The 22,821-nt window shown below is 48.4% G+C and carries 21 protein-coding genes; 14 read left to right on the top strand and 7 right to left on the bottom strand.

The window, feature by feature from the left end; translation table 11 throughout:
- Nucleotides 1-95 precede the first annotated feature (95 nt).
- Nucleotides 96-707, bottom strand: coding sequence for a helix-turn-helix domain-containing protein (locus IPQ00_07500; protein MBL0240402.1), 612 nt, complete (start codon nucleotides 705-707; stop codon nucleotides 96-98).
- Between the two features lie 267 nt (nucleotides 708-974).
- Here IPQ00_07500 and IPQ00_07495 point away from each other — a divergent pair, with 267 nt between their 5' ends.
- From IPQ00_07495 to IPQ00_07475, 5 genes are read left to right on the top strand one after another with little or no spacing between them, the layout of a single operon-like run.
- Nucleotides 975-2,366, top strand: coding sequence for an SAVED domain-containing protein (locus IPQ00_07495; GenBank protein MBL0240401.1), 1,392 nt, complete (start codon nucleotides 975-977; stop codon nucleotides 2,364-2,366).
- Nucleotides 2,367-2,374: 8 nt separating this feature from the next.
- Nucleotides 2,375-3,526 carry a nucleotidyltransferase gene (locus IPQ00_07490; protein MBL0240400.1) on the top strand — a complete coding sequence of 384 codons (1,152 nt, stop codon included), beginning with the start codon at nucleotides 2,375-2,377 and terminating at the stop codon, nucleotides 3,524-3,526.
- A 9-nt stretch (nucleotides 3,527-3,535) separates the two neighbouring features.
- Nucleotides 3,536-5,077 (top strand): ThiF family adenylyltransferase, encoded by a 1,542-nt coding sequence (locus IPQ00_07485; protein MBL0240399.1) that lies wholly within the window; start codon nucleotides 3,536-3,538, stop codon nucleotides 5,075-5,077.
- 53 nt (nucleotides 5,078-5,130) lie between these two features.
- Complete coding sequence (locus IPQ00_07480) at nucleotides 5,131-5,370, top strand: hypothetical protein (GenBank protein MBL0240398.1); 240 nt, start codon at nucleotides 5,131-5,133, stop codon at nucleotides 5,368-5,370.
- Nucleotides 5,371-5,383: 13 nt separating this feature from the next.
- On the top strand, nucleotides 5,384-5,869 hold the full coding sequence (locus tag IPQ00_07475) for a Mov34/MPN/PAD-1 family protein (GenBank protein ID MBL0240397.1): 486 nt from the start codon (nucleotides 5,384-5,386) through the stop codon (nucleotides 5,867-5,869).
- A 173-nt stretch (nucleotides 5,870-6,042) separates the two neighbouring features.
- On the opposite strand, the gene IPQ00_07470 is transcribed toward IPQ00_07475, so the two are convergent.
- From IPQ00_07470 to IPQ00_07445, 6 genes are all read right to left on the bottom strand, one after another.
- Nucleotides 6,043-6,522: a CHAT domain-containing protein gene (locus tag IPQ00_07470; GenBank protein MBL0240396.1), complete on the bottom strand. Its 480-nt coding sequence runs from the start codon at nucleotides 6,520-6,522 to the stop codon at nucleotides 6,043-6,045.
- Nucleotides 6,519-8,600, bottom strand: a complete 2,082-nt coding sequence (locus IPQ00_07465; GenBank protein MBL0240395.1) for a CHAT domain-containing protein — start codon at nucleotides 8,598-8,600, stop codon at nucleotides 6,519-6,521. The genes IPQ00_07470 and IPQ00_07465 overlap by 4 nt, the downstream gene beginning before the upstream one ends.
- Before the next feature lie 11 nt (nucleotides 8,601-8,611).
- A complete protein-coding gene (locus IPQ00_07460; GenBank protein MBL0240394.1) occupies nucleotides 8,612-8,851 on the bottom strand; it encodes a hypothetical protein in 240 nt (79 codons plus the stop codon).
- Between the two features lies 1 nt (nucleotide 8,852).
- Entirely contained in the window at nucleotides 8,853-10,181 is a 1,329-nt protein-coding gene (locus tag IPQ00_07455; GenBank protein MBL0240393.1) for a S9 family peptidase, read from the bottom strand.
- A 593-nt stretch (nucleotides 10,182-10,774) separates the two neighbouring features.
- Nucleotides 10,775-11,194 carry a hypothetical protein gene (locus tag IPQ00_07450; GenBank protein ID MBL0240392.1) on the bottom strand — a complete coding sequence of 140 codons (420 nt, stop codon included), beginning with the start codon at nucleotides 11,192-11,194 and terminating at the stop codon, nucleotides 10,775-10,777.
- 489 nt (nucleotides 11,195-11,683) lie between these two features.
- Nucleotides 11,684-12,376 carry a sigma-70 family RNA polymerase sigma factor gene (locus IPQ00_07445; protein MBL0240391.1) on the bottom strand — a complete coding sequence of 231 codons (693 nt, stop codon included), beginning with the start codon at nucleotides 12,374-12,376 and terminating at the stop codon, nucleotides 11,684-11,686.
- A 342-nt stretch (nucleotides 12,377-12,718) separates the two neighbouring features.
- Here IPQ00_07445 and IPQ00_07440 point away from each other — a divergent pair, with 342 nt between their 5' ends.
- The 9 genes from IPQ00_07440 (at nucleotide 12,719) to IPQ00_07400 (ending at nucleotide 19,782) form a co-directional block, all read left to right on the top strand.
- The gene (locus IPQ00_07440; GenBank protein ID MBL0240390.1) at nucleotides 12,719-12,814 is read left to right on the top strand and encodes a hypothetical protein; all 96 of its coding nucleotides are present in this window, start codon (nucleotides 12,719-12,721) and stop codon (nucleotides 12,812-12,814) included.
- A gap of 493 nt (nucleotides 12,815-13,307) precedes the next feature.
- On the top strand, nucleotides 13,308-13,679 hold the full coding sequence (locus tag IPQ00_07435) for a hypothetical protein (protein MBL0240389.1): 372 nt from the start codon (nucleotides 13,308-13,310) through the stop codon (nucleotides 13,677-13,679).
- Nucleotides 13,680-13,682: 3 nt separating this feature from the next.
- Nucleotides 13,683-15,539, top strand: a complete 1,857-nt coding sequence (locus IPQ00_07430) for a sensor histidine kinase (protein MBL0240388.1) — start codon at nucleotides 13,683-13,685, stop codon at nucleotides 15,537-15,539.
- A 296-nt stretch (nucleotides 15,540-15,835) separates the two neighbouring features.
- The gene (locus IPQ00_07425) at nucleotides 15,836-16,237 is read left to right on the top strand and encodes a single-stranded DNA-binding protein (protein MBL0240387.1); all 402 of its coding nucleotides are present in this window, start codon (nucleotides 15,836-15,838) and stop codon (nucleotides 16,235-16,237) included.
- A gap of 84 nt (nucleotides 16,238-16,321) precedes the next feature.
- Nucleotides 16,322-16,711, top strand: a complete 390-nt coding sequence (locus IPQ00_07420; protein MBL0240386.1) for a hypothetical protein — start codon at nucleotides 16,322-16,324, stop codon at nucleotides 16,709-16,711.
- A 154-nt stretch (nucleotides 16,712-16,865) separates the two neighbouring features.
- Entirely contained in the window at nucleotides 16,866-18,482 is a 1,617-nt protein-coding gene (locus IPQ00_07415; protein ID MBL0240385.1) for a hypothetical protein, read from the top strand.
- Between the two features lie 73 nt (nucleotides 18,483-18,555).
- Nucleotides 18,556-19,233, top strand: a complete 678-nt coding sequence (locus tag IPQ00_07410; protein MBL0240384.1) for a single-stranded DNA-binding protein — start codon at nucleotides 18,556-18,558, stop codon at nucleotides 19,231-19,233.
- A complete protein-coding gene (locus tag IPQ00_07405; GenBank protein ID MBL0240383.1) occupies nucleotides 19,214-19,525 on the top strand; it encodes a hypothetical protein in 312 nt (103 codons plus the stop codon). The genes IPQ00_07410 and IPQ00_07405 overlap by 20 nt, the downstream gene beginning before the upstream one ends.
- A gap of 11 nt (nucleotides 19,526-19,536) precedes the next feature.
- On the top strand, nucleotides 19,537-19,782 hold the full coding sequence (locus IPQ00_07400) for a hypothetical protein (protein ID MBL0240382.1): 246 nt from the start codon (nucleotides 19,537-19,539) through the stop codon (nucleotides 19,780-19,782).
- The last annotated feature ends 3,039 nt before the right edge of the window (nucleotides 19,783-22,821 follow it).

Below are 22,821 nucleotides of genomic sequence, written 5' to 3'. Positions count from 1 at the left end.
TGATACTGTCTGAACAGAAGCTCGCATCTGCACAAGTTACCAGCGACTCCCCTCAATAAATATTATTTCCGACTGATCCGGCCCGGCCGATTATCTTATGTCTTTGTATAGGAGATGATGCTGCGAACAACACCTTCGACCCGGAAGTCCGGAGCCGCGATAAACGGGTGATACTTCTCATTTATGGATCGGAGTATAAAAGCATTACCTTCTCGATTCACCTTCTTAATAACGGCAACCGAATCATTGACAGCTACGACAATATTCCCGTCGACCCAAGTTCGGGCCTTTTTTACGATCACCAAGTCTTTGTCATTTATCTTCGGACTCATCGAATCACCCGAAGCTCTAACCATGAATGCATCCTTTGACTGAAATCCGAGTAGCCGACTGGCGATCGGTATTCTATCTATCGGGTTTCCATCTAGAATCGAACCATCGGGACCGCACCTGGCCAGACCGTAGAGATTTAAATAGGTGATCCGTTTTTCCGGATCATCCGCTACTATTTGGTAATCGTGTGGATTGCCTGGGTTACGGTGCAGGAAGCCGTACTTCTCGAGCTGCCGGATGTGATGTTGAACGACACTCGGCGATGACACGTCGAGCTCACTCTGCAATTCCCGTACGGTGAGTGGATCGTCAATGCTTCTTTTGAGCAATTCGAGCAGCCGTTTCTGCACGGGGTGAAGTTCTCGCGTCGCCATATCTTTATATTGTACAGCACAAACACGAAATCTACCGAACGAATTGCATTGTTCTAGGATTTGTTCTATTCTTGCGCGCGCGTATGATTTGCGTTGTGCAGCTACGCAAACGAAGCAATGTCTAAATCAGTTCTTGCAATTCAATTGGGTTACGACTATCAATCGCTCCTGTTTTGGTCGAAGATCTGCGATCTGTTCCTCCCTCACACTAAGACGGTCCTCGTCGAGTATGAAGTTGACGACGTTAAATCATTCGACGACGTTGTCGTGACCTACTCGGTACCTATCCTCGACGGCGGCGGCTCCAGATCGAAAGATTTTTTCCAGGCGAAGTTTCATTCTCACAACACGGCTCCGATCCTGCACACGAGTTTGACGGATCCGGCTTACATCGGTGCGACGACAAATTCCTTTCTTCAGAAACTGCTGAATGCTCATCGTTCCAAGCTTGGTTCGGGAGAGCGTTTCGGTTATCACCTCTATAGTCCCTCGTCAGTTCACCCCGACGACGTGCTCTCCCCTATCTGGAGCCGCCAAGACGGACGACTGAATCTCGATCGATTCTTCGAAGGAAAAACGGATAGGTCCGCGATGTGGGTGTTGCGAAATGAGTGGAAAAACCATCTCGCAATAGATGACGAAGAGCTCCGAGAAATCGTTTCGGCGATGAGTATAGTACAAGGCCCAGATATCGTCAGGTTCCGGGAGGAACTCAACATTAGGCTACATCTTGCAGGGCTGCGCCCTATCGACAAGAACAAACTTTCTAGCGAATACGACGATCTGGTCAGGAAGCTTCATGCCACCGGCGTTTCTATGTCCTTCACGCGGGACACCATAAAGGAGATCGCGGAGCAGCACGGCATGTGGGTTGGAGAGTCGCATGGCTATCCGAAAGAGAAGACGCTCGGAATACGCAGTTTTATGCGATACGCGGAAGAAATGCCTAACTTGACGCACGACATGGTTTGTCTTACGCCGCATTTTGAAGGACGTCATCTACGACCGGGATCAACCTGGGACGAGGACGTGAAAAAGGAGGTTTCGGATTTTCTCGAAAAATACCAAGCTTCCGATGAAACATTCTATTTGCTTCTCGAAACGCATATCAGCATCGCCTTCGCGGCGGGCATGAGCGTCGAACCAAGGAGCCCGGCGAGATTCGTTCCGGTTCAGAAAAGCGAATTCAGACGACCTGAGGTATGGAGCATAACGGGCGATCGTACGGACGGCGATACATGGCGGATCGACAGCATGGCCGCAGGCGGTAAAGCGGACGAACTAATCGTCGGGTTCAGTGTCACCCATTCGGTGTGGAACGACGTTAAGGACTTCGCGGACCGATCCATCCGGGCGGCACAATCCCTCGCCTTTGAAATTCTTCCCCGGCCCGGGAACGACTCGATCCGCGACGGTAACCACGCGTTCACGCTCGCTCAGGAGGCTTGCGAGGAAATCGTCAGGAAGGTCAAATCGGATGGCATCAAGTCTGTGCACGTATTTGCGGCGGCGCCGACGGCCTTCATGTTTTATCTCGGATTGTTACTTCGACTGCCTCGAAGCTGCAGTCTAGCGATCTACGAATATGATTTTGGATCAAAGGAGTTGGGAGCATACACAAGAGGGATCAGCTTCAATGAACCGTTACAAGGAGAATGAATCACGATATGGAATTACCAAGTTACTTCAAGGAATTTTTGACGAATATTCGCCCGACAATGAACCAGCGCAATGAAATGCAGACCGGGCATAGAACGCTTCGGGAAAGGCTGCGGAGCTATGATGGCCTCAAAGGCATCTACATCAGTGATTTTCTGCAGGGCAGTTATCGGCGATCGACGGCAATTCGACCTAAGGGCGACAAGCGCTCCGACGTCGATGTGATCGTCGTGACGAGTCTCAACGAAAACGAGTTCAAGCCCAATGAGGCTATGAAATTGTTCGAACCGTTTCTGAATGAATACTACGAGGGCAAGTGGGAGCCGCAAGGCCGCTCCTTCGGGATCAATTTGTCTTACGTGGATCTCGATCTGGTTATAACGTCCGCCCCGTCTGAGGTCGAAGCGGAGAAACTCAAGTCGAAGGCTGTTCGTTACGTCGGCGATGTCGAATCATCACCCGATTGGTTCCTTGGACCTGAGTGGGTGCCTTTCGAAGAACGAACGAGCTATCTGTCCCAGGTCGATCTTGTTAAATCCGCAGGCGTTGTTACGCAATGGAAGCTCGAGCCGTTGCGAATCCCCGACCGCGACGCAGACGAATGGGATGATACTCACCCGTTAGAGCAGATCTCATGGACCACCCAAAAGAACAAGTTGTGTAATGCCCACTATATAAATGTAGTAAAGGCGATCAAATGGCGGAAGAGGACAAATGAGAAACTGCCTAAATACCCGAAGGGCTATCCACTCGAACATCTGACAGGCGATTGTTGTCCCGACGGGATAAGTTCGGTAGCTCAGGGCGTTGTCCTGACGCTCGAATCTATAGTTCAGAAATACGGTAGTTATGCCCTGACGGAAACAACTCCCTTTCTACCCGATCACGGCGTCCCAGGCCATAACGTATTTCATCGCGTGAGCGGCGCCGACTTCGCAGCATTCTACAACGCGATCGCGGAGGATGCGTTAACGGCTCGAGCTGCGCTCGATGAGCAAGATAAGGCCAAAAGCGTCGAGCTCTGGCAAAGCCTTTTTGGAGACAAATTTCCACAAAGAAGTTCGACTGACACGGATGACAACGGCGGCAACGACAGCTCGGCAAAAAGTTATGCCGCGCCGCGCCGGAACAGCTCGCCTGGTGATCTGACCTTTGGGTAGTATTCGAATATGGTCAACGCTACAGCCCACTCCCGCGCTCCCAACGCCCTTCAAACCGGAATAAACGCTCTTCGAGCTGTTGCGGGTGTCGAAGTGCGGGGCGAAATCGAGTGGGACCAGGAGACGCAGAAATGGCTCCTTAACCTGCGGCTCCGGCCGAACGATCTTGCGTTTAGCAATTTCGTGCCATCGGAAACCGATTGGTATGTGGCGATCGATCGCTTGTATCCATTTGGCGAGATCGATTTCTTTCCTTCGGAAGATGGCGGCATCGAACATACGTTTCAGCATCAGTCTCTCAATAGAAAGAGCAAACGCGAGATATATAGAACCGGAAAGGTTTGTCTGAGCGATCCATATGCTGTTTTCGGCGATCGTTTTCTGTCCGAAGAACCGTTCACGGCGCCTGAGCGCTTGGCCTGGCTTGCCCGAAGGGCGATCAAATGGCTGGAAGCCGCATCGAGGAACCAACTCGTGCCACCGGGCGAGCACTTCGAGCTACCGGATTTTCCAAAATCAAGCACCGACTACTCTCTTGTCGCTTTTTCCGAGACAGCCGACACTCTCTCCCGTTGGAGCGAGGTTCCAGATCGTAAAGGTTATTTCGAATATTCGCGATCTCCCCATAACCGCTCTCTGATCGTCGTAAAGAAAATCCTCAAACGGAATCACAGACCCGTGTATGGCGCGCCTTTCGGAAACCATATCAACAGCTTTTCCGTTTCCAAGAAATCCGGGCTCTGGATACTACTGCCTAGTATGCCGGTAGTTCCGCCGTGGCAGGCCCCGCTGACATGGGGAGACCTTGACGAATCCTGCCGACGCCAAGGCGTCGATCTTCGGGCAAGCATTGAAGAGTTGGCTTTGACCAAAGCTGGAAAGAAGCGGATTGGAAATATCTTGCTGATAGGCTTCCCGATACCGAACAAGGTCGGTGAGGCTCCCGATCGCATCCACTGGGCGGCAATACAGCTTCCTGAACTGTACGGCGGAACGTCCAAAGTGAGTGGTTTCAAGTCATCGATACGAACCGCCCGGTGGGCTAACAATTATCAGCTGCAGAGCAGCAACCCGATTAATTGGATCGCCTCGGAGAATTGGAGTTCGGACCAAATTAACTCGCGGGGACGATTGCCGTCCGCGCTGCTCGAAAAGAAGATGTTAATTATCGGTGGCGGGGCAATCGGGTCGATAATTGCGGAATTCCTCGTCCGGGGCGCTCTCTTTGAATTTGACATTTGCGACGGCGACGACACCGGTGCGGGAAACCTGACGCGTCATACATTGGATCTTCGCCATGTCGAATTGAACAAAGCCAAATCGTTGGCCCATCATCTTAATCAGCTTTCGCCTTGGGCGAAGGTTCGGGCGATCCCCGATAACTTTCCAAAAGGACCGAACGTCAGCCTGGAGTCATACGATTTGATAGTCGATTGTACCGCGAGTCAGAAAACCCTGTTCTCTCTAGCGGGGAGAAGTCCAAGCAGCAAAAAAGATTTTTTGCATCTTTCTCGGTCAGCTTCGGAGCCAAACGTCTTTACAGTTTCGTAGCGACAGACACTCATTTTCCCTTCGAGGAATATAGAAATGAAATAATCCCCTGGATGAATACCGACGCTGCCGAGAACGCGGACGTAATTCCGCCGAGGGAGGGAGTCGGTTGTTGGCATCCGGTTTTTCCGGCACGGGCGGATGACATATGGATGTGGGGTTCGATCGCTATCAAAGTACTGCTTCAGTCTCTCGATGGTAGTTCGAGAGCATTTAGAGTTCACGAGTACGCAAGTGACGGCGATGGGTATGGGGTTCACGAGATCATCTCATCAATGTCGCATGCAAAGTGACGCTCACCTTCCTATGCACTACAAAGATTTTTGGTCGAGCGATGACCGTATCGGTGTTCGGATTCCTAAGGCTCAGATAAGCTTTATACTCGACCAGGCCCAATATCAGTTCCCGAATGAGACGGGAGGGATCATCGTCGGGGCGTACACTGCGGCGCTCGACTGCGCCCTCGTTGAGTCGTTTACCGCGGAGCCTTCCGATTCCCGTAGCAAAAGAAGCTGGTTTCGCCGAGGAACCAAGGGACTCTCATCGATACTGGGGCGAGCTTGGAAAAGAAAGAAATACTATATCGGCGAATGGCACGTACACCCTGGTGGGCAACCTTTTCCAAGTTCTACCGATAAAGCTCAGATGAGACAGGTAATAGCATCCAATAAGTACGACTGTGATTGTCCGATTCTCGTGATTATCGGGTTCACCAGTTACGGGGACTGGTCAATCGGCGTCTTCGCGTTCGCTACGAACGGCAACTTCAAAACCCTGGAGCCGATACAATAAGATTGGATGTGCTCCAATAGCCTCGAGAGCTCGCTTGCCAGGAAGAGCATTAAGTTATGCCCGGCTTCTCACTGAACCGACTATCATTCAAGCCGAAGATTTTACCGGATCTGATCGATTTAATAGCCAAGCAAGTACTTATTTCCGATTGCCGGAACAGCCACGTCTAGCGATTACCGGAAGTCACCCAGTAACGTAAACGATGCCCAGTAGAAGGGTTCGTGAAAGCCCGCTGATTTATTCTGTATTAATGAAATGGCTGCCCTCTGAAGTGCCGAGGCCGTTGACTGTCCACTTAGAAACTCTCTATAAAAGGCGACCGTGAGATCTTGTGTCGCTCTGTCACTAGCTTCCCACTGCGACGAGATTACTGATGAACTTCCCGAGCCTAGCAAAGCCCATGGAAGGCTGATCAAACCTTCGCCGTTATGGACCTTACTGGTGTCACATGATGCGAGAAATGCCAAGTTGTTTGGTTTGAGACGGACAGAAAGAAGATCATTTACGCTTAACCTACCCGAGTCCGCGACGTTCTGCTGAAAGGCAAGAAACGAAGATAGAGGATTCTCGCTATCGAGTTGGGCGTGCATAGAGAAATGAAGGATATCCGTTTCCGCTGCCGACTTGAGGAAATCCGATCTGGAGGCATTCAGCCGAGGTGAGGCTCGAACAACTTTCCGATACTCATCGCCTCGTTGTTCACGTAGCCAAGTTTTTGACGGTTGAAGGTATCATTCGCAAAGATCTGTATAGTTTTTCTATTTGGCGGTTCATATAGGAGTTGTTGCTTTAGCAAATAGACAGACGGCGAATACGAAACCGTTTTCGTCTCAATCAAATATTTATTACCGTCTGGGCTTAGGGCATGGAATGGTATTCTCCACAATTGTTTGTCGGGGACGATAACTATGTTACTTGAGTTCAAGTCCAACGGTTTCAGTAATAGATCGTAGAGTTTCTTCCCATCGACCTTGAAGAAAATACGATCCTTTATCTTAGTTTGAGTTTCTGAGGCGAGTTTTGTGGCCTGTACGTCATTGACGGTAAGTTTGACGGCACGCAACGGCTTTGCTGATTCAAGAACAAATGCTAGGAGTTCACCTGATGGCGTGAATTCGTAGGAGACGATCGCCACGTCTTCCGGAAGTTTCAAACCCTGCGTCGAGAAATCCTGAGTTTGCTGGCTCGCTGTTTGTTTCTCGGCCACGATGCCGTTTTCCAGCTTTGTTAGAGCCTCTTCATTTTCTTTTCCTTCGACGTAGTTGCGAGAAGTCGTAAAAAGTTGGTTTCGGCTTGCGTCGGATAGATCAGGGCGTGGCTTAAGGGCCGATCGTTCGATTCTGTCTCTAAGCAGATTTGCCTTAAGAAGCTCAGAATACTCAAAGGCTTTCGCGGGATTGCCAGCTACCTCAATCTCGCTGAGTAGTCGATAGAGGGAATGGTGAACCTCCATCATTGCAATCGAAAGATCAACGATAGGAGTGTTTCGAAAAGGCTCAAATAAGGAGAGTGATTTTGCCGCGTGTTCCCTCGCAGATTGCTCTTCGCGTAGCCGCCATGAACCCAATGCGAGTTTGTAATAAATCTGGGGAAGGTCGTCTTGAAAGTTCTCCTGTTCCGTCAATTTACGCAGATAATGCGCATTCGTAACAAGTGCTTTCCAGTCCTGATCTCGCTCAGCAATCGTGCTTCTCCAATAGGGCACAATGAATTCGGAACTGCCTTTTTCGCTTACAATCCTTGAAAAATACTCCTCGGAAAGTGATCGATTTCCATTAAAGTTCTCGACCAAGGCCCTTCCAAGAAGACGCTCAAAACTAAATTGCTTTTCTTTATCGATTGATTCCAATCTTACGAGGTAGTTCTTAGCGGCTTCTATATCATTCTCGTATAACGATCGCAGTAGTAGGCTAGAAAGAAACTGTCCGGCGTGATAGTTCACTCTAGCTCGAGTCGCAAGGTCAAGGCCCTTGAGATAGAGGTCCTTCGCTCGCTGCGGCTGGCCGGTGACATCGAGTAGGTTCGCTAATTCAAGATGCGCGATTCGGTTTCGATGTTCGAATTCTCCTATCGAAGATTTCGCAACTAATCTTTCCGCATAACTAAGTGCGTTGGCGTAGTAGAACTTCGCAGTCCAAGCTAAGCTCAGAAATCGTAGTGCGTCATAGTAAATGGAAATGTGGCCGCTCGCCAGAGCCTCTTTTTCAGCTTTTTCCAGCCATATGATCGCTGCAAAATCATGACCCGCTGAATACAGGGTCCTGCCGACTTCCAACTGGTAAGCTGCGAGCGATGCTGAGTCATTTGCCGATATCGACTTCGCTAGTCGCAGGTTTTCAAGCGCCGCTCCAAAATCACGCTTTGAACGAAAAACTGCTGCCTTACATAGGTAAAGAGATACGACAGAGTCGGGAAAGCGAATTCGTAGTTTGGGATCGGAAATGAATGGGTCAACAACCTGAGCAGCTTCATCATATCGACCCAGTTGGATGAAAGTCCGACAAGTTAGAAAGGCTATATGAGATGCTTCTGCCAATCGTCCGGATTGTGAGAGTCGCGAGATTTGAGCAGGGGCGAGTTTGGCTACTTCTTCAAAGTATCCCTTTGAATATAGCTTAGATATGTTCTGTGAACCGGGTTGGCTCAAAGATATTTCCGACATGAGGGCTAATGCGAAAATGACCAGAATCGATCTTGTCGCACAAGCCCACATGTTCGGTTTGTTTCGCATCAAAGTTACTCCTAGTCCGGTGTAGGACGGCAATCACCGTTGCCATTGTCACCGCCCTCGTTATTCGGCTTACAATTCGTACACTGCCGCAGTGGACAGTGATCAGGGCCGCCTGCGAGCGAGAGCAATGCGGTTAACGCATAGGAGACTATACTGCTGGTGGCTGGCAACACGGCACCCGTTGCGAAAATGTTGCCAGCCAACAGAGTTGTTAGGGCCATCCCCAAGAGAAGAGTTTTGATTCGTTTCATTTCATTTCCTCCGTAAGTGAGTCTTAATAAATTCATACATTGCCGCCGTGACAAAGCGTCCTCCAACGCCATGTCCCGCCTCGTTGGCATATATGAACCAAACATTGGCTCCCGCTTCTCGCAGTTGAGATTTGAGGCCGAGAACGTCCCCTTCCGGGACTCTTGAGTCGAGTTTTCCCCTGGTCAGGAACAACGGCGTCCCCTTCCATTTTGAAGCATTGTTCAGCGGAGAAAGCTCATCAAGCTTTTTCATTAAGATTTCGTCTTTTGGATCGCCGTATTCATTCTTTGCAAATTCATCGATCCAACTTTGTTGCAGATAATTTCTGATCGACACTAGCGGATATTCGGCGATAACGGCACGGATTCGAGAAGATTCCCTTAGCCCGGTCGCTAGAGCCACCAAGCCCCCGTAGCTTTCGCCACGGATGATCACGTTATCCGCGTCTAGGTCCGGCTGCTTTTCGATCCAATCGAGAAGCGAGCTAATATCTCGAACGGCATCCTCTCTTTTGGCGCCGTTATCCGCATCCATGAATTCATTTCCGAATCCTCTCGATCCACGGATGTTAGTGTGGATAATGGACAACCCGAGGAACGTCGCAAACCGTACATCCACGGAACTAAATGTAGGGCGATCGAGCACCTGAGGACCACCGTGGATAAACACAAGCACGGGACTCTTTTTTTCAATTTTCGTGGGTTTGACGATGTATCCAGAAATTTCTTTACTATCAAAAGACTTCCAACGTATTGTTTCGGGAGGTTTCACGGTGCCCGTCAAAACCTCCGGCAAATGGGAGTTCGTCCAAGTGGTTGTCTTCTTCGATCTGAGATCGAACGACTGTATCAATGCAGGTTGACTGATATTTTCAATGGTGAAGACGACCTCGGTTTCGGAAAGCCAACGGGTATTCCAAACGACATACGAGCCGCCCAGAAAGTTTGAAGCGGTTGGGACAATTTTTCGGTCTTTGATCTTTCCTATCCAGAGGCTGTCGATTCCGTTTATTGCTTCCTGAACCAATAGTGATTTTCCATCCGGCGACGGCTTTATGTCCCCCAGGTATCCTCGGACATTTTCAAGACCTATACTCTCCTTCTTGTTGGTACGGGGATCAATCGAAATCAAGCACCGACTCCCCCCGCACTCCGGCGAATCTTCTGCTATAACGAACGCCTTTCCGGCCGCGAAAAACGCTTTCGTCGCATTTCCTGATTCAGAAAGCGGTGTGAGTTTGCCGCTGCCGATCGAATAATTGAATATGTGTTGATTGCTGGAAGATTTCCAGTACTTAAGCAAGATGTTGCCTTCGTCGATGTCGATCACATTCCAAAGGCCCTTCAATTCTAGTGAGAAGCACTTACTCGCACTCAAATCGCTTTGACAGAGTTTCGTTAACTTAGTTTCGTAGTCGTTGAGAGTGTAATAAATGCTCTTACCATTTCGGTTCCAGACAAATGAATCAACTGAATCGTCTTTTCCGTTAAAGCTCGATAGCTTTCGAGGCTCGGATTTGCCATCCCATAAGAAAAGCACGTAATTATCCTGGTCCTCCTTATCGTTGTTAAAGGCAACGAGTGAAGAGTTTGGACTTACTCGAAAAGTGTTTGGCACCCTACCGTCAATCACCAACATTGGCTTAGCCAATGGCGACTCTACGGAATAGATGGCATTCTTTTCATCGGTGACAAACAGTTTTCGCGACGTTCGATCGACGTCCCATATCAAATTGTTTTTTATTGCAGACGGTTCAAAAAACAAGTGTTTGACGTCATCATTCTTGATTCGCGGAACCCCCTCCAATTTGAAGCTGGGTGGCACTGGAAGATCGTCAGACTGCTGCCCGTATACTGAGACGAGCAAGCAAAAGAGGATAACCGCCCGCGACAGAAACTTAATTTTGTTGTGATTTATTCTGTTCATTTTGATGCCACACACCGCAATTCAAACGACCCCCGTTGTCTTTCCATGGCTCCGGATTTTATGTTGTCTTCCGTGGCTGTTCCCGAAGTAAGAATTTGGGGCGGACCAACGATCTTTTTGCCGTTCTTTAGCGTAATGATCAGCTTCCAGCGATAGGACTTTGCCGGATCAAGCCTCACCGCAGAACGGTAATATGTTTGAGATTTCGACTCGAAATGATCGATCATGTTCTCATCGAGGTCAGAAATATAAATGTCGTAGGACTCTGCCCCTTTTACAGAATTCCATTTAAGAAAGACCTCTTTCCCATCGGATTTGGATTCAAGACTGATCGTGGCCCCGCCCGAGCAAGGGTTTTCGCTTCCGCGAGTTTCGGCGTTCTGCAACTTTGGCCCGCTTGCAGTAACGCCTGCCACTTTCCTTTGGTCGGTTTTTGTTAAGGGGGGCTTTGGTCTCGAATCTCTATTTGGCACGTCCACACTCTTAATCGGTAACTGTACCTTCTCGTGAGTTGTCTGATTGGCAACGGTGTTCGGGACTGGCTTCAATTCATTCGTGCCTGCGTTATTCTCGCTTTTTGCAACAGTATTCGACGTACTGAACTTTTGAACACTAACAAAATAGATTCCCGCCAGGAGCAGAATTGCGAATCCCGCAAATGTCGTTACCCTCGCAAAGGACAATATTGGAAAATCTAAAAATCGATATTTGTATTCAGATTCATCCAGTCGTGCGCCGTCGGCCCCGAGAACACAGTCCCGGAAATCCTGCGGAGTTACTGATGGCAGTTTTGCTCGACATTCTTTGCAGGCGAGAAGATGTCGGCCGATCTCGATCGATCGGGAAGAAAAACTGTCTTCCCGAAACATGGCGACCTCAGCAGCTGATAAGTGATCTTGATTCATTTATTTCATCAACTCCTTAAGTCTCTTGCGAGCGTCAAATCTCGCCTTCTTAACCGCGCCTGCGGTTGTCGATCTTTGGCCATTGGCCGAATTCGGGTTTGCTATCTCAGCGATTTCAATATCGGTTAGAGGCATTCGTGTTGAAATCCTTTCCCAAGACTCCTTTGTCAGTTCGAGCTTTGCTAACAGTTCATCCTCTTCGATTCCAAATTGGAAAAGATAAAGCACGAGATCTACCGAATTGAAAATAAGCGCTTGGCGTTGATAAAGACTCAGCTTGCAAATACCTTGCCAGACCGTTTTGACCAAAACAAAAGTCTCTGCGGACGAAGCATCTAGCTCGGCACCGAGTGCTTCGGTATCATCGAGAGAAGTCTCTATCCGTTTGTTTCGATTTGAGAGGTTTCGATTTACTTCGTTGTGAGCAGTACGCGCGGTGAAGGACTTCCAATCGGCTTCTGCCATTCGTGAGCCCCTGTCCTCAAACTTCGTGAGCCACTTCCAAAGCCTTAACGCAGCCTCCTGCGAAATATCAGGAGCGTCATCGGCCAGAACGGATCGACGACCAGCAATTACTTTGCGAATCAGCTTTAACGATTCTGCAAAAAAGCCCTCCCGATCAAGCGCACCGTCGGACCCACTCGGCGGGTCGCCTGGTAAGGTTTGCAACTTGGATAGGATCGGGTTATCCACAATTTTAATTCCCCGGACTCGTTATAACAAGATCATATTTAACCAATGGCGTTATCCAACGTTCTTATCGATAACTGACTTTATTCGTAGAGACGCTTTTTCCGAGGTTAGAAAAGTTACCTTCTTTCCAACCGTCCATTGAACTCCTGTTCTGGTTAAGTATTGACTGTTATACAACTTACGACACGCAAATGTAAACAAAAATTATCTAGCACGTCTCGAATTTCTCGATCTGTGTTTGCTCGGTGAATAGGCAGATGCAAGACCTGTGCCGCAAAACCTCCTCCACGCCGTCAATGATTTTATGCCCGGCGACCGGATGGAACTGTATCTTGAACGTATATAGAGCAGGATCTTCTCCGGAGTGCTCTTGCAATCAATAACAACAATCAAACGCGTGCAGCGCAGCAGTTAGGGATTAGCCGTTCCGGATTGTAAAGAAGTTGAAAAGAATTGCTCACTAATTGGTGCACGAATATTCCATGTCTGGTTTGTTTTTGCACCAAAATGGATATTTTTAAGCCAGTCTCAATTTGTCATCTAAGATCCCGTCAATTGTCCTCTTACATCCCATTATTTAACCGTCTTCACTGACGCATTCCAACTTCTGGCTGAACTTCGTGACCGCAACGAAGTCTGTCGTCTCGAAAACACGTGACTCAAGCGATTTACAGCCGAGCGTATTCCTTAGGCGACAACGCGGAAAAAAAGTGAAGAATTTAAGCAGATGGACTGCCAATCCATTCTGAAAATTAATGAAGAAGTTGAGATTTCACGCGTTTCCGTTTTTGCCCAATCGTTCGAAGACTTTCGCACCGAGCGAGCTAACCTTTCCGCTGGCACGAAACTGTCGGTGAAAAGGAGGGAGATTCGATTCCTGCAGTGTCTGACCCTGTCATTTTTGCTAGCATAGTTACTCGGTGTAAAATTCATGCGTAAACGAGGCGAAATTCTAGAAGGAGCTGAGCGAACTCCGGCGACGGCGAAACATTACATTGTATTTTATGATCCACTAGATGATTCCACTTTTGTCGGAGCGATCATCACCCATGCGCAAAATGCTTTAAATGCGGCGATGAGCGTCGATCATTTTAAGACGAAGGATGAAAGTAGCGAGCCTTTCAAAATTCAGTATGAGAATTCTAATCTAGTAAAAGCGAAACTTTTCAAGCTCCAAGACTGGGGACCGTTCACAAGGGTTGGTGAGCTGACTGAAACAGGGATAAAGTTTGTTGAGGCAACCATAGATCACTTGGAGCCGGAAACATGGGGTGATTATCTTGTACGGACCCATCAAAGATAAGCAATGAAGGTAAAGCTAAGACAAGCAGTAAAGTTGTTTTTCAGTAAATCATCTCTTGAAATGGTTTATTTGGAAGCAGTCGCTAATGCTTTTGACGCAGGCGCAACCGAAATAAACATTCGAATCCGCATAGCCGCAGTTAATCAACCTGACACGCTTAGAATTTCAATCTCGGACAATGGGGCGGGCTTTACCAACGATAGATACGAGCGATTTTCGCGACTTTTTGATGTTGACGAGAATTCACACAAAGGGGTCGGACGGCTAGTTTATCTCTGCTACTTCGAAAATATCGCCGTTAATAGTTTTTACAACGGAACCCATAATAGAAAATTTGAATTTACGGATGCATTTGAGGAAGACAAAGCGGTGGTTACTGACGTTGGACAAACCCCTTCGGGAACGACCCTGACTATGTCGGGCTATGTCTTGTCGAGACTTCGGGACGCCAGTTTTATTGATCCTGAATATTTAAAGCAGAGGATCCTTGAAGAGTTCTATTCAAGATTATTTCATTTCAAAAAGGAAGGAAAAGCTTTTTCAATCACCATCGATTCAATAATCGGGGAGAGTGAAGGAAGCGGAATCTTAGCTCAGGACGATATACCCGATTTCGAAACTATTGAGCTGGAAAGTTCAATAGATTTGATCAGTAAGTTTTATCTACACTACTCAATCGAAAAAGTGCCCTTAGGCCATCCTTCGTTGATCGCCGCAGTTTCCGTCGACAACCGCACGTTCAAACTGGATTTAATCGCTCAGGAAAATATTCCCCCTGATTACAAGATGGTTTTCCTATTGTTCTCGGACTGGTTTTTTGGCAAAACTGATCCATCGAGACAAAACCTTGAGATTTCTGAGGCCGAGCTCAAGCAAATCCAAACGATTTTCAGGAATAAGGTAGCGGGCTTAATAAAGGAAAAAATTCCTAAAATAACTGAAACCAACGAAAAGATAGAAAAGAATCTGATTGACCACTTTCCGCATTTATCCGGGTACTTCGATACTGAATCTATTGGATTTGTTTCAAGGGCCGAAGTTTTGCAAAAGGCGCAGGAAAAATTCTTCAAGGCACAGAGGGAATTACTGGACGCCGGTAAGTCTTTAACAGATGAACAGTATCAAAAATCAATTGAACTCTCGGCGAGAGCATTGACTGAATATATTCTGTTTCGACAGATAACGATTGACAAGCTTAAAAATTCCTCCGACGAAGAAACGGAAACTGAATTGCACAATTTGTTTGCGAAACAGCATGTTCGATTCGACAAGAATACTTTGCCTGACGACCTCTATCGGAATAATGCATGGTTGTTAGATGATAAATACATGACCTATGAAACGGTCCTTAGCGACCGGGAAATGGGCGAGTTAATTAAATTCATAACAGAAGATGAAAATATCCTTCGAGATGATGACAGGCCTGATCTCGCTTTAGTGTTTTCGAATGATCCTATGCGTTCTGAATCCTTTGATGTCGTTATCATCGAACTAAAGAAACGCGGGATTACTCTCGAAGAGAATATGAAAACCGTTACCCAGCTTGAAAAACGGGCTCGAAAGTTAATGGGGTATTACAAAAATAAGATTCAACGGATTTGGTATTACGGAATAATCGATTTTAATGAAGACGTCGAACTTCACCTAGCTGGAGAATATAAAGAGCTTTATTCATGCGGGAAAATGTATTACAGGGAAATAGATGTTGCTATTCAAAAGGATCCTTTAGTAATTCTACCCATAGGCGTCTTTATGTGGGATATTGATGCAGTTGCCAAGGATGCTGATGCACGAAATTCTGCCTTCTTAAATCTGATTAAGAGTAAATTCCTCTCTAACGATCAGATTTCTCCCGGTTGATTTTGAGCCTAACCCTACACCCATCAAGACTTCGTCTGCGGTATCCGCATCCGAAATTCTCACCGTCGGATTTCTCTCCAATGCCAATAATCCCTAAGAGACGGATATCCCTTTCACAGATTCTGCCTATCGGACGGCAAGACGCTGCCGCGATTCTCAAAGTCCTTTCATTCCCGTCGTCACTCGATAAACAAAACAAATAAATAGCGGCTGAAAAGGTGTGCCTTCAGAGAAGGTTCGTGGGCTTTCACTAATCGTGATCCTCGGAAAATTAATCACACAGGAGAATTAAGAAAATGTCAGCAAATATTTCGATCATCGGCAATCTCGGCAAGACACCGGAAACTAAGATCACGGACAACGGCACCCTCGTGGCAAGCTTTTCAATGGCCTCGAATTCATTCAGGAACAGTGCGGAGGGACGTGTCGAGAAGACAGACTGGTTCCGCGTGACGGCATTCGGAAAGCAGGCGGAGACACTTGCTCGCTACGTGCGAAAAGGCAGTCGTCTTTACGTTCAGGGCCGTCTGACCTTTAACCCGTGGGTGGATCAGAACGAATCTCCGCAGGCGGGAGCAGAGATCGTGCTTCAGGAGTTCCAATTCCTGTCGGGCCGCCGCGATGAGGAAGGAGACGGAGTTGCAATGCCGACGGCACAAACCGCACCGGTCGAACTCCAGCAGGCCGCTGCTTACTAATCAAATAAATCGGTCAACGAAAAACTGCCGCCTGGAAGATCGCACTCTTCAGTCGGCAGTTCTTTTTTGTAAAGGGAGTCTGCTATGGGATACCGCGTCTTGACGAGGAAGTGGGTCACCAGAACCTTCGTACGGGAGCATCGCGATCATATTTTCCTGTTCGGAGACAACCTTGTCCGGCGTGGTCTTGGCGGACAAGCGTCTGCGATGAGAGGCGAACCGAACGTAGTTGGGATACCGACCAAGAAACTTCCCAGCAATAACGAAAATGCCTTTTTTACAGACGCAGAATTGGCACAGAACAAGGCGGCGATCAGTCAGGCCTTTGAGCATCTGACACGTAAAAGTACCGGTCCTGATCAGATCATCGTCATTCCCGCAAATGGGATCGGAACCGGCCGGGCCCAACTCGAAAACCGAGCACCGCTTACATTCGCTTATTTACAAAAGCGTCTAGGAGACCTTTCTTCATAGCGGGCCGATCTCGTTTCCCCAAACATACTTCTCCCGCAACTTGAGAGGGATTTTCAAGCCTGAATGAAAGTGATTTTATTCAGGGTTTTGAAGATGTGGCCCTTAATTACACGCGTCTTCGATTCGGCAGGTCGCCGATCTAATAGAGGAAGTTATGGCAGAAAGAATAAGTATCGAACAACTCAGGAAGCACGCTCCAAATAATCAGATGCTGGCGTTCATGCCGGTCAATACCGGTTCGCCGATGCAGGACTGGTGTGCTCATCTTTCATCGAATCCGCTGCGAAGGCGAGAGCTCGAAGAGTTCTCGATCTTGGGCGATGTTGTGGTTCGAATCGCCGACGAACTTGAACCGGAAGCATTGGACCGCGTGCGGATAATGTCGCTCGAATATGCAATGAAGGTTTTGTCCGACGAGACCGATGCCAAAGAGTTCGTCAGATGCGTAAAGGCAATTGCTAGCCCGGACGCCGGGCAGTATGAATTCGAACAGATCGCAGCGTACTACTACGGCGAGATTAGACGAAGAAGCGTGGGTGAGGTTCTTCATGAAATGGGCCTGCTCGGCATGCACTTAGAAGCTGTTACGGCGACTTCGGCAGATCGAGAGATCAGCTTTGAAGAGTCGCGAGAAAGAGAACAGAAGCTGTGTGTCCCGGACCAAAGGCGAGTCCAGGAAGCTGCCAAGAATCGCAGTTCGCTACCACCAAAATGCGCAAACTTCGATGATGAAATGCAGGCGGTTCTGCGGCGTGTCGGACGCCATAAGGTCAGCCGCATGATGTTCGACGACTTTGCTGAATTCTATCTGGAAGACGGCGATAAATCAGTCGAAGAACTCGACAGAGACTTCACGACATTCGACCAACTAGAGCAGTTCGACGAGAACGGACTGATTGGCATAACGATGAGTTCAAGCCAGCGTTCGGTAGTCGTTTTTGATCTCGATTGTGAGATCGATGCAAACTGTCTTCCACACGAATCAAGAGAGCTTTCGTCACAGCTTCCTAAGCTCTTTGTAGGCCATTCTTTAGGCGGCAACACCGTGCAGGAAGGACGCCGAATGATCAGCTGTGCTGGGTGGGCGATGCCTTCGAGACATCCGTTCTCGGATCGGGAATTCGAGGAATGGCTGGCACTTTCCCTGGATCAGATCTACGACAGCAAAGTCATCCGTTCGGCACGCCGTATCTACTCGTTTAAGCACGGTAGCTTCGAGATCGTTGTAGATCAGGAAATCAACCCTGACTTTGAAGAGATGCAGTACGCAGCTTCTGTCCTGCGCCTACTGTGGCAGCGTCAATACTCCGACTTTCATCTGCGAAGCCTTCGTCACGATTCGTATCAAGAAACTTACCTTGCGATTCGCGGAACGTCGGACACAGCTGATTTAGCCGAACTAAAGAAAAAAGCGTATGCAGATTTTAAGGAACACAAGAGCCTCTCCCTTAAGGAGTTCACGGCTCTTAACACCGTCGCAAAATCTCAGGAAGTTAGGTTGAAGAATCAACTTTCAATCGACGCGAAACGCTGGCTCCGAAAGATCGAAATGGCGACTCTTGGACAGCTACGTTTCCTGAAATTCGGTCTCTATAACGACCCGGCGGCGAAGGCATTTAAGCGGCAGGAGAAACAGAAATTGTGGGACGCGGTGAGAGCACGAGATGCGGAACTAAACGAGGCCGTTCGCGCGAATCGCACGATCCAGGCGAGCCTCTTCACGCAGCCTGCTGTACAGCGAACACAGGTTAAGGTCGTGCATGCGGCCTGAAAATTGAAGAGCAATATTCAACGAAAGGAGCGGCGGCCAGTATTTCAGGCAGAACGCCTAGAAAAACTCTCACATATGGCGAAACGCCGTTCCGTTCGGAGAACAAATAAACCACAAAAGGAGCAATAAAAACCATGCAGCAAATATCTCGATACTTGGAAATGCGGCCCGCGATTCGAGCCTGAAATATTCGGAAAAGGGCACACCCGTCGCGAGCTTTCCGATCGCTTCAAACTCGTTCAAGAACAGCCCGGAAGGGCGTGTGCAGGTCACACATTGGTTCAACGTGGTCGCCTTTGGCAAGACTGCGGAGACGCTCGCCGAGCATGTAAAAAAGGGAACGCATCTGCTTGTCCACGGCAGGCTCTCGTTCAGCCCGTGGAGCACAGATAGCGGCGAGCCCAATCAGGTGCCGAGATCTCGCTCTTCTCATTCGAGTTTGTCGGATCGAACCGTTCGGGCGGCCAAACGGGCCAGGAACCTACTGCTGACAGCCCCGAGCCGGACGTTCCCGAATTCACGGGCACGGCTGTTCCAGAGGCACCGGTCAATGAGCCGTTCATTGATCAGTTCTGAGGTAGGTTGTTTCTGCCAGTTGGGGCATAGCGTCGGTGCCGTGCCCCAGTTTCCTATAGAGAAAAACGAGAGGTGGACAATGAGGGTTGCCAAATTAGTTGAGAATAAATGCGGGATAGAGACTGCGGCCGAATATGCGCCTATTGTGACGATCTATGGGATGCATCATCATTAGAAATGGCGCATCGACTCGTCGGCGGGCTGCGGTGTGGTTATGCTGGATCAAACCGATTGGAGGTAAAACTGGTTTCAAAATATTTGGGACAGATCGCAATCAGCAGGCGGAGATCCTTGCATGCACGTATGCGTTGGAGCAGCTTCGAAGATGTTGTCGTATAGAGATCGTCTCAGACTCAAAGTATGTGATTGATACTATGATGGGTCGAAATCACATGGGTGCAGACCGCCCGCTTTGGTCGCGTCTGGTCACAGCCTGCTACGGGCATCATGCTCCTGGCGGTGGGTAAGGACATTCGGAGTGCAGTTTCAGGAAGTTGCCGACCGTCTAGCCCGTGCTGCGGTAAGAATAAGCCGTGACATTTCAGAAGCTGATATGGCGCAATTGGGCGGGCTTCTGTATCACGGCTCAGACCGGTTGGATATCCGCGAATTTGAGATGAAGCTTGAAATGATTCTAGCCCAATACGAGTCATCTCATCGGTCGTTCGCTCCCGCTGCAAAATTCGATGGGATTGGAACACTACCTTCTGCATTTTCCGCCTAGCTCATATTCTTTTAACCTTTAGTTTTAAGCCAGCTCTTGAATGCCGGATCGCGTTCAAAGGTGGTTTAGCGCGTACTCGACAACATCGTCATTGGTGATATCGGTATTCCTCTTGACGGACGCGAACTGAAGATATTGTTTCGGTTTGCTGTGGGTCATTCAGAGTACACGTGTGTTCAATTTTACGAAGTTCAAGCGGTTGATCTGCAGCAGCGGACGCTCGAAATTCTGCTTTGTAGGGGTGATATTGCTCTGATCGTTCGTTAGTATTTGTCTCCTTACGTTGGCGATTTTACTGGCGGTTGGTAAATCAATCGGCGTGCCGTAGAGAACTGCGGTATTTGGCGAACAGGCGGCGAATAAACGAACCGCTTTTGGCGTAGAAAAGGAAGCGGATCGAGGGGCTCGTAAAAAAACAAAAATTACAGCGGCGGGTGTATGACAGGATAGACCAAGAACCGACTCTTGTAATTCACATAAGCCTCATACTTTCACTAAGTTAGGCGGTGTCATCAAAATTACAAACCGCAGTTCTCGCCATATTTTTCGCAAAAGGCGCGTAATTTTGCTCTATCTCCAAATGGTCGGAGAAATTGCAAACCGACGAATTGGTGACAAAACGCCGCCATAAAAATCGAGAGATGAGAAAGCGAGACAGAGAAAAATAGTAAAAAATATCGAGGTTGGACATCGAGGCAAAGCGGGGACGGCCGATCGGCGTCAGGCCCTACGAAGAGGATCGCAAAAGCATGAAGAGATCGCGGCCGAAACCGGGTGAGAAACAAGTCGGCGATTGTCCGTCAGGAATGATCCATTCGCCTTGACCGATAGACACCAGCATTTTGCTTCGGGTCGCTGCCAGGAAAAGCTCGACTGACTTGGCACGAACCGGTCTGCCAGAACGAGACGGTTGTTCTTTCGGTAAGCGGCAGCATCGGTGAGATTCGAGAAAGCATTGATCGAGTGGAATCAGGCTCGAAAATGCCGTAGAACTGCTACGTCAAGCCAGCTCGCTGACTACCGAAATCTACTCGATGTCAGGCATGTCGATTTCCTCGCTAAATCTCGTTTTCACAGAGCTTATCGAATATACGTCGCCGGAGACCAGCGACCGCAAACGGAGTCTCGTTATCGCCTCTACCGCAATGGCAGAGCTGATCGGACACGCCGTGTCCGATCTTAAGAAATGTCTCCTGTTCACGGAGCATCGTGGCAAACGAATCCCTTCTCAACAGCTACCTTGCGGCAAGGTACGAATACTAAAACAGCGGATCGAATCCTTGCCTAGGCCCGCGAATCAAATAGCGAGCCGATCATGAGAGTTATTGCCAGCGTTCAATCAAAGGGAGGCAGTTCTCGCGGTCTCATTCATTATTTATCCATTAGTAAGATCGACCGGTATGCAGAGCCGAAAAAGGTCGTGAACTTTTTAACCAATTTACCGAACGCACTGCCGTAAGAAGCGCAACAATTTTCTTAAATCCGATTGCGGCAAAAGACGTCCCGCAAACAACGAAAGCCACCATCTTGTTCTTTCATTTCGGCGGGAGGATTTTCAACAACGGTTCGGAAGGTGATGAGGAACGCCCCACGGTAAAAACAAGGTCACAAGGTTTGCCATCGGACGGCTAGAAAAGAGTCTGCAAAAGCGAGCGGCTTGCGTGGAAAGAAGCGGTTTCATTCAACACAGCAAACCCGCACGTTCATATCGCAATTCAAAAGCAATATCTGACCAAAGATCTTCCAGGGTAGATCGCTGAACAAAATTCCGCGGGAAGCGCGCCTTCCCGCATTTTGGGGATTGTCTATGGAGAGAAAGCGGATTATCGACGGCATTCTGATCGAATCCGCGAAGAATAAAGCCAAGGCTGGAGTTTGTTGCGAAACGGACACCTTCACGGGAACATAAGCGATGACAAGCAGCACAATCGAAATGCTCCACAAGAGCATAGTGCCATTAAGTTTCAAAAGGGCGACGGAAATGATGTTATTCACGAACGAGAGATTCTACGCCGGGAATTATTCTTGCCGAATATCAACTCAAATTTAAGGAAGAGAAAATTGCCTTTCCTAATGAAAATCGTGAGAGCCTCAAGTTTCCGATCAGGGATCAAGAAAATAATAAACGCAAAGAGTCTCGCTCTTGGAGCTGAGGCAATCGACAACTAACTCCGATGACTGGAGCAAAACACCATAATCCCGCCAGATGGTGGCGATAACCAGCAGCATACTCGCCCGGGAAGAATCGGAATTCTTCAAACTCAAAGAAAGGCTTCTGCATCTATTCGTGGTAAGAAACAAATCAGATCCGAACCGACGCTACAGAAAAGGAGGAGTAAAGTACCGGCGCCGGCCTTCAATAAGCAGGAACTCGATGAAATTCAAAGCGAGTGTCTAGCAAACACGAAAGTGCGAGAATTTCGCTATCTTGAGCGAGTGAGAACCGACCTTAGCAGAAAACAAGAAAGAAATCACACCTAGAACTGTTTCTGATCTTTGGACTTCTCACAACTGGACAAAACGCGGTTTCTAGAAATGAGGATGCAGCTACATCGGCGGCAGCTCTCGGACTTCAAAGACAACGCGTATTACCGAAGGTGGGGTTGGAAAGGATCGAGTCTCTTTGGCGATGATAGCTCGTCAAAATGATGATGTCAAGAACAACGGTGGTGTCTGTTCTCCATAGCATTCGCTCGGCAATCGAATATCTGACCAACAAGCCCTCAAGCCGAAATTCCAAGTCAAGGGAAGTTTTTCTATTTGATTCGATTAATAGTTCTCTGAGTAGACAATCCTTGCAAATACGCAAATCGATACAGCAGGAGCAAAAAAGGTGTGTTGGGGTTTTTGGTGAAGTCCTTGATCAAAACAGCACCTTCGACTGTAGTGAAGCCCGTGTTTTCTGCCGATCAGATCGTCGAACTTGACACACACTCTCCAGAAGGCTCAAATTTCCCAAAGAATACGCATCCAATTGGAATCCCAAAAGGACATCGATTCAAAGGGCGGTGCAGCCAACACGGAGCCAAAGGAAGATCG

The sequence above is a fragment of the Chloracidobacterium sp. genome, assembly GCA_016720705.1.
Classification (GTDB): domain Bacteria; phylum Acidobacteriota; class Blastocatellia; order Pyrinomonadales; family Pyrinomonadaceae; genus OLB17.
Note: the sequence above shows the minus strand (reverse complement) of the source record. Positions and strands in the feature narration are given on the sequence as shown.

Coding starts and splice junctions, on each gene's coding strand:
- IPQ00_07420 (MBL0240386.1), top strand. CDS start 16,322: ATGGGATACCGCGTCTTGACGAGGAAGTGGGTCACCAGAACCTTCGTA.
- IPQ00_07485 (MBL0240399.1), top strand. CDS start 3,536: ATGGTCAACGCTACAGCCCACTCCCGCGCTCCCAACGCCCTTCAAACC.
- IPQ00_07490 (MBL0240400.1), top strand. CDS start 2,375: ATGGAATTACCAAGTTACTTCAAGGAATTTTTGACGAATATTCGCCCG.
- IPQ00_07430 (MBL0240388.1), top strand. CDS start 13,683: ATGAAGGTAAAGCTAAGACAAGCAGTAAAGTTGTTTTTCAGTAAATCA.
- IPQ00_07460 (MBL0240394.1), bottom strand. CDS start 8,851: ATGAAACGAATCAAAACTCTTCTCTTGGGGATGGCCCTAACAACTCTG.
- IPQ00_07415 (MBL0240385.1), top strand. CDS start 16,866: ATGGCAGAAAGAATAAGTATCGAACAACTCAGGAAGCACGCTCCAAAT.
- IPQ00_07425 (MBL0240387.1), top strand. CDS start 15,836: ATGTCAGCAAATATTTCGATCATCGGCAATCTCGGCAAGACACCGGAA.
- IPQ00_07500 (MBL0240402.1), bottom strand. CDS start 707: ATGGCGACGCGAGAACTTCACCCCGTGCAGAAACGGCTGCTCGAATTG.
- IPQ00_07475 (MBL0240397.1), top strand. CDS start 5,384: ATGCACTACAAAGATTTTTGGTCGAGCGATGACCGTATCGGTGTTCGG.
- IPQ00_07465 (MBL0240395.1), bottom strand. CDS start 8,600: ATGCGAAACAAACCGAACATGTGGGCTTGTGCGACAAGATCGATTCTG.
- IPQ00_07480 (MBL0240398.1), top strand. CDS start 5,131: ATGAATACCGACGCTGCCGAGAACGCGGACGTAATTCCGCCGAGGGAG.
- IPQ00_07405 (MBL0240383.1), top strand. CDS start 19,214: ATGGGATGCATCATCATTAGAAATGGCGCATCGACTCGTCGGCGGGCT.
- IPQ00_07435 (MBL0240389.1), top strand. CDS start 13,308: ATGCGTAAACGAGGCGAAATTCTAGAAGGAGCTGAGCGAACTCCGGCG.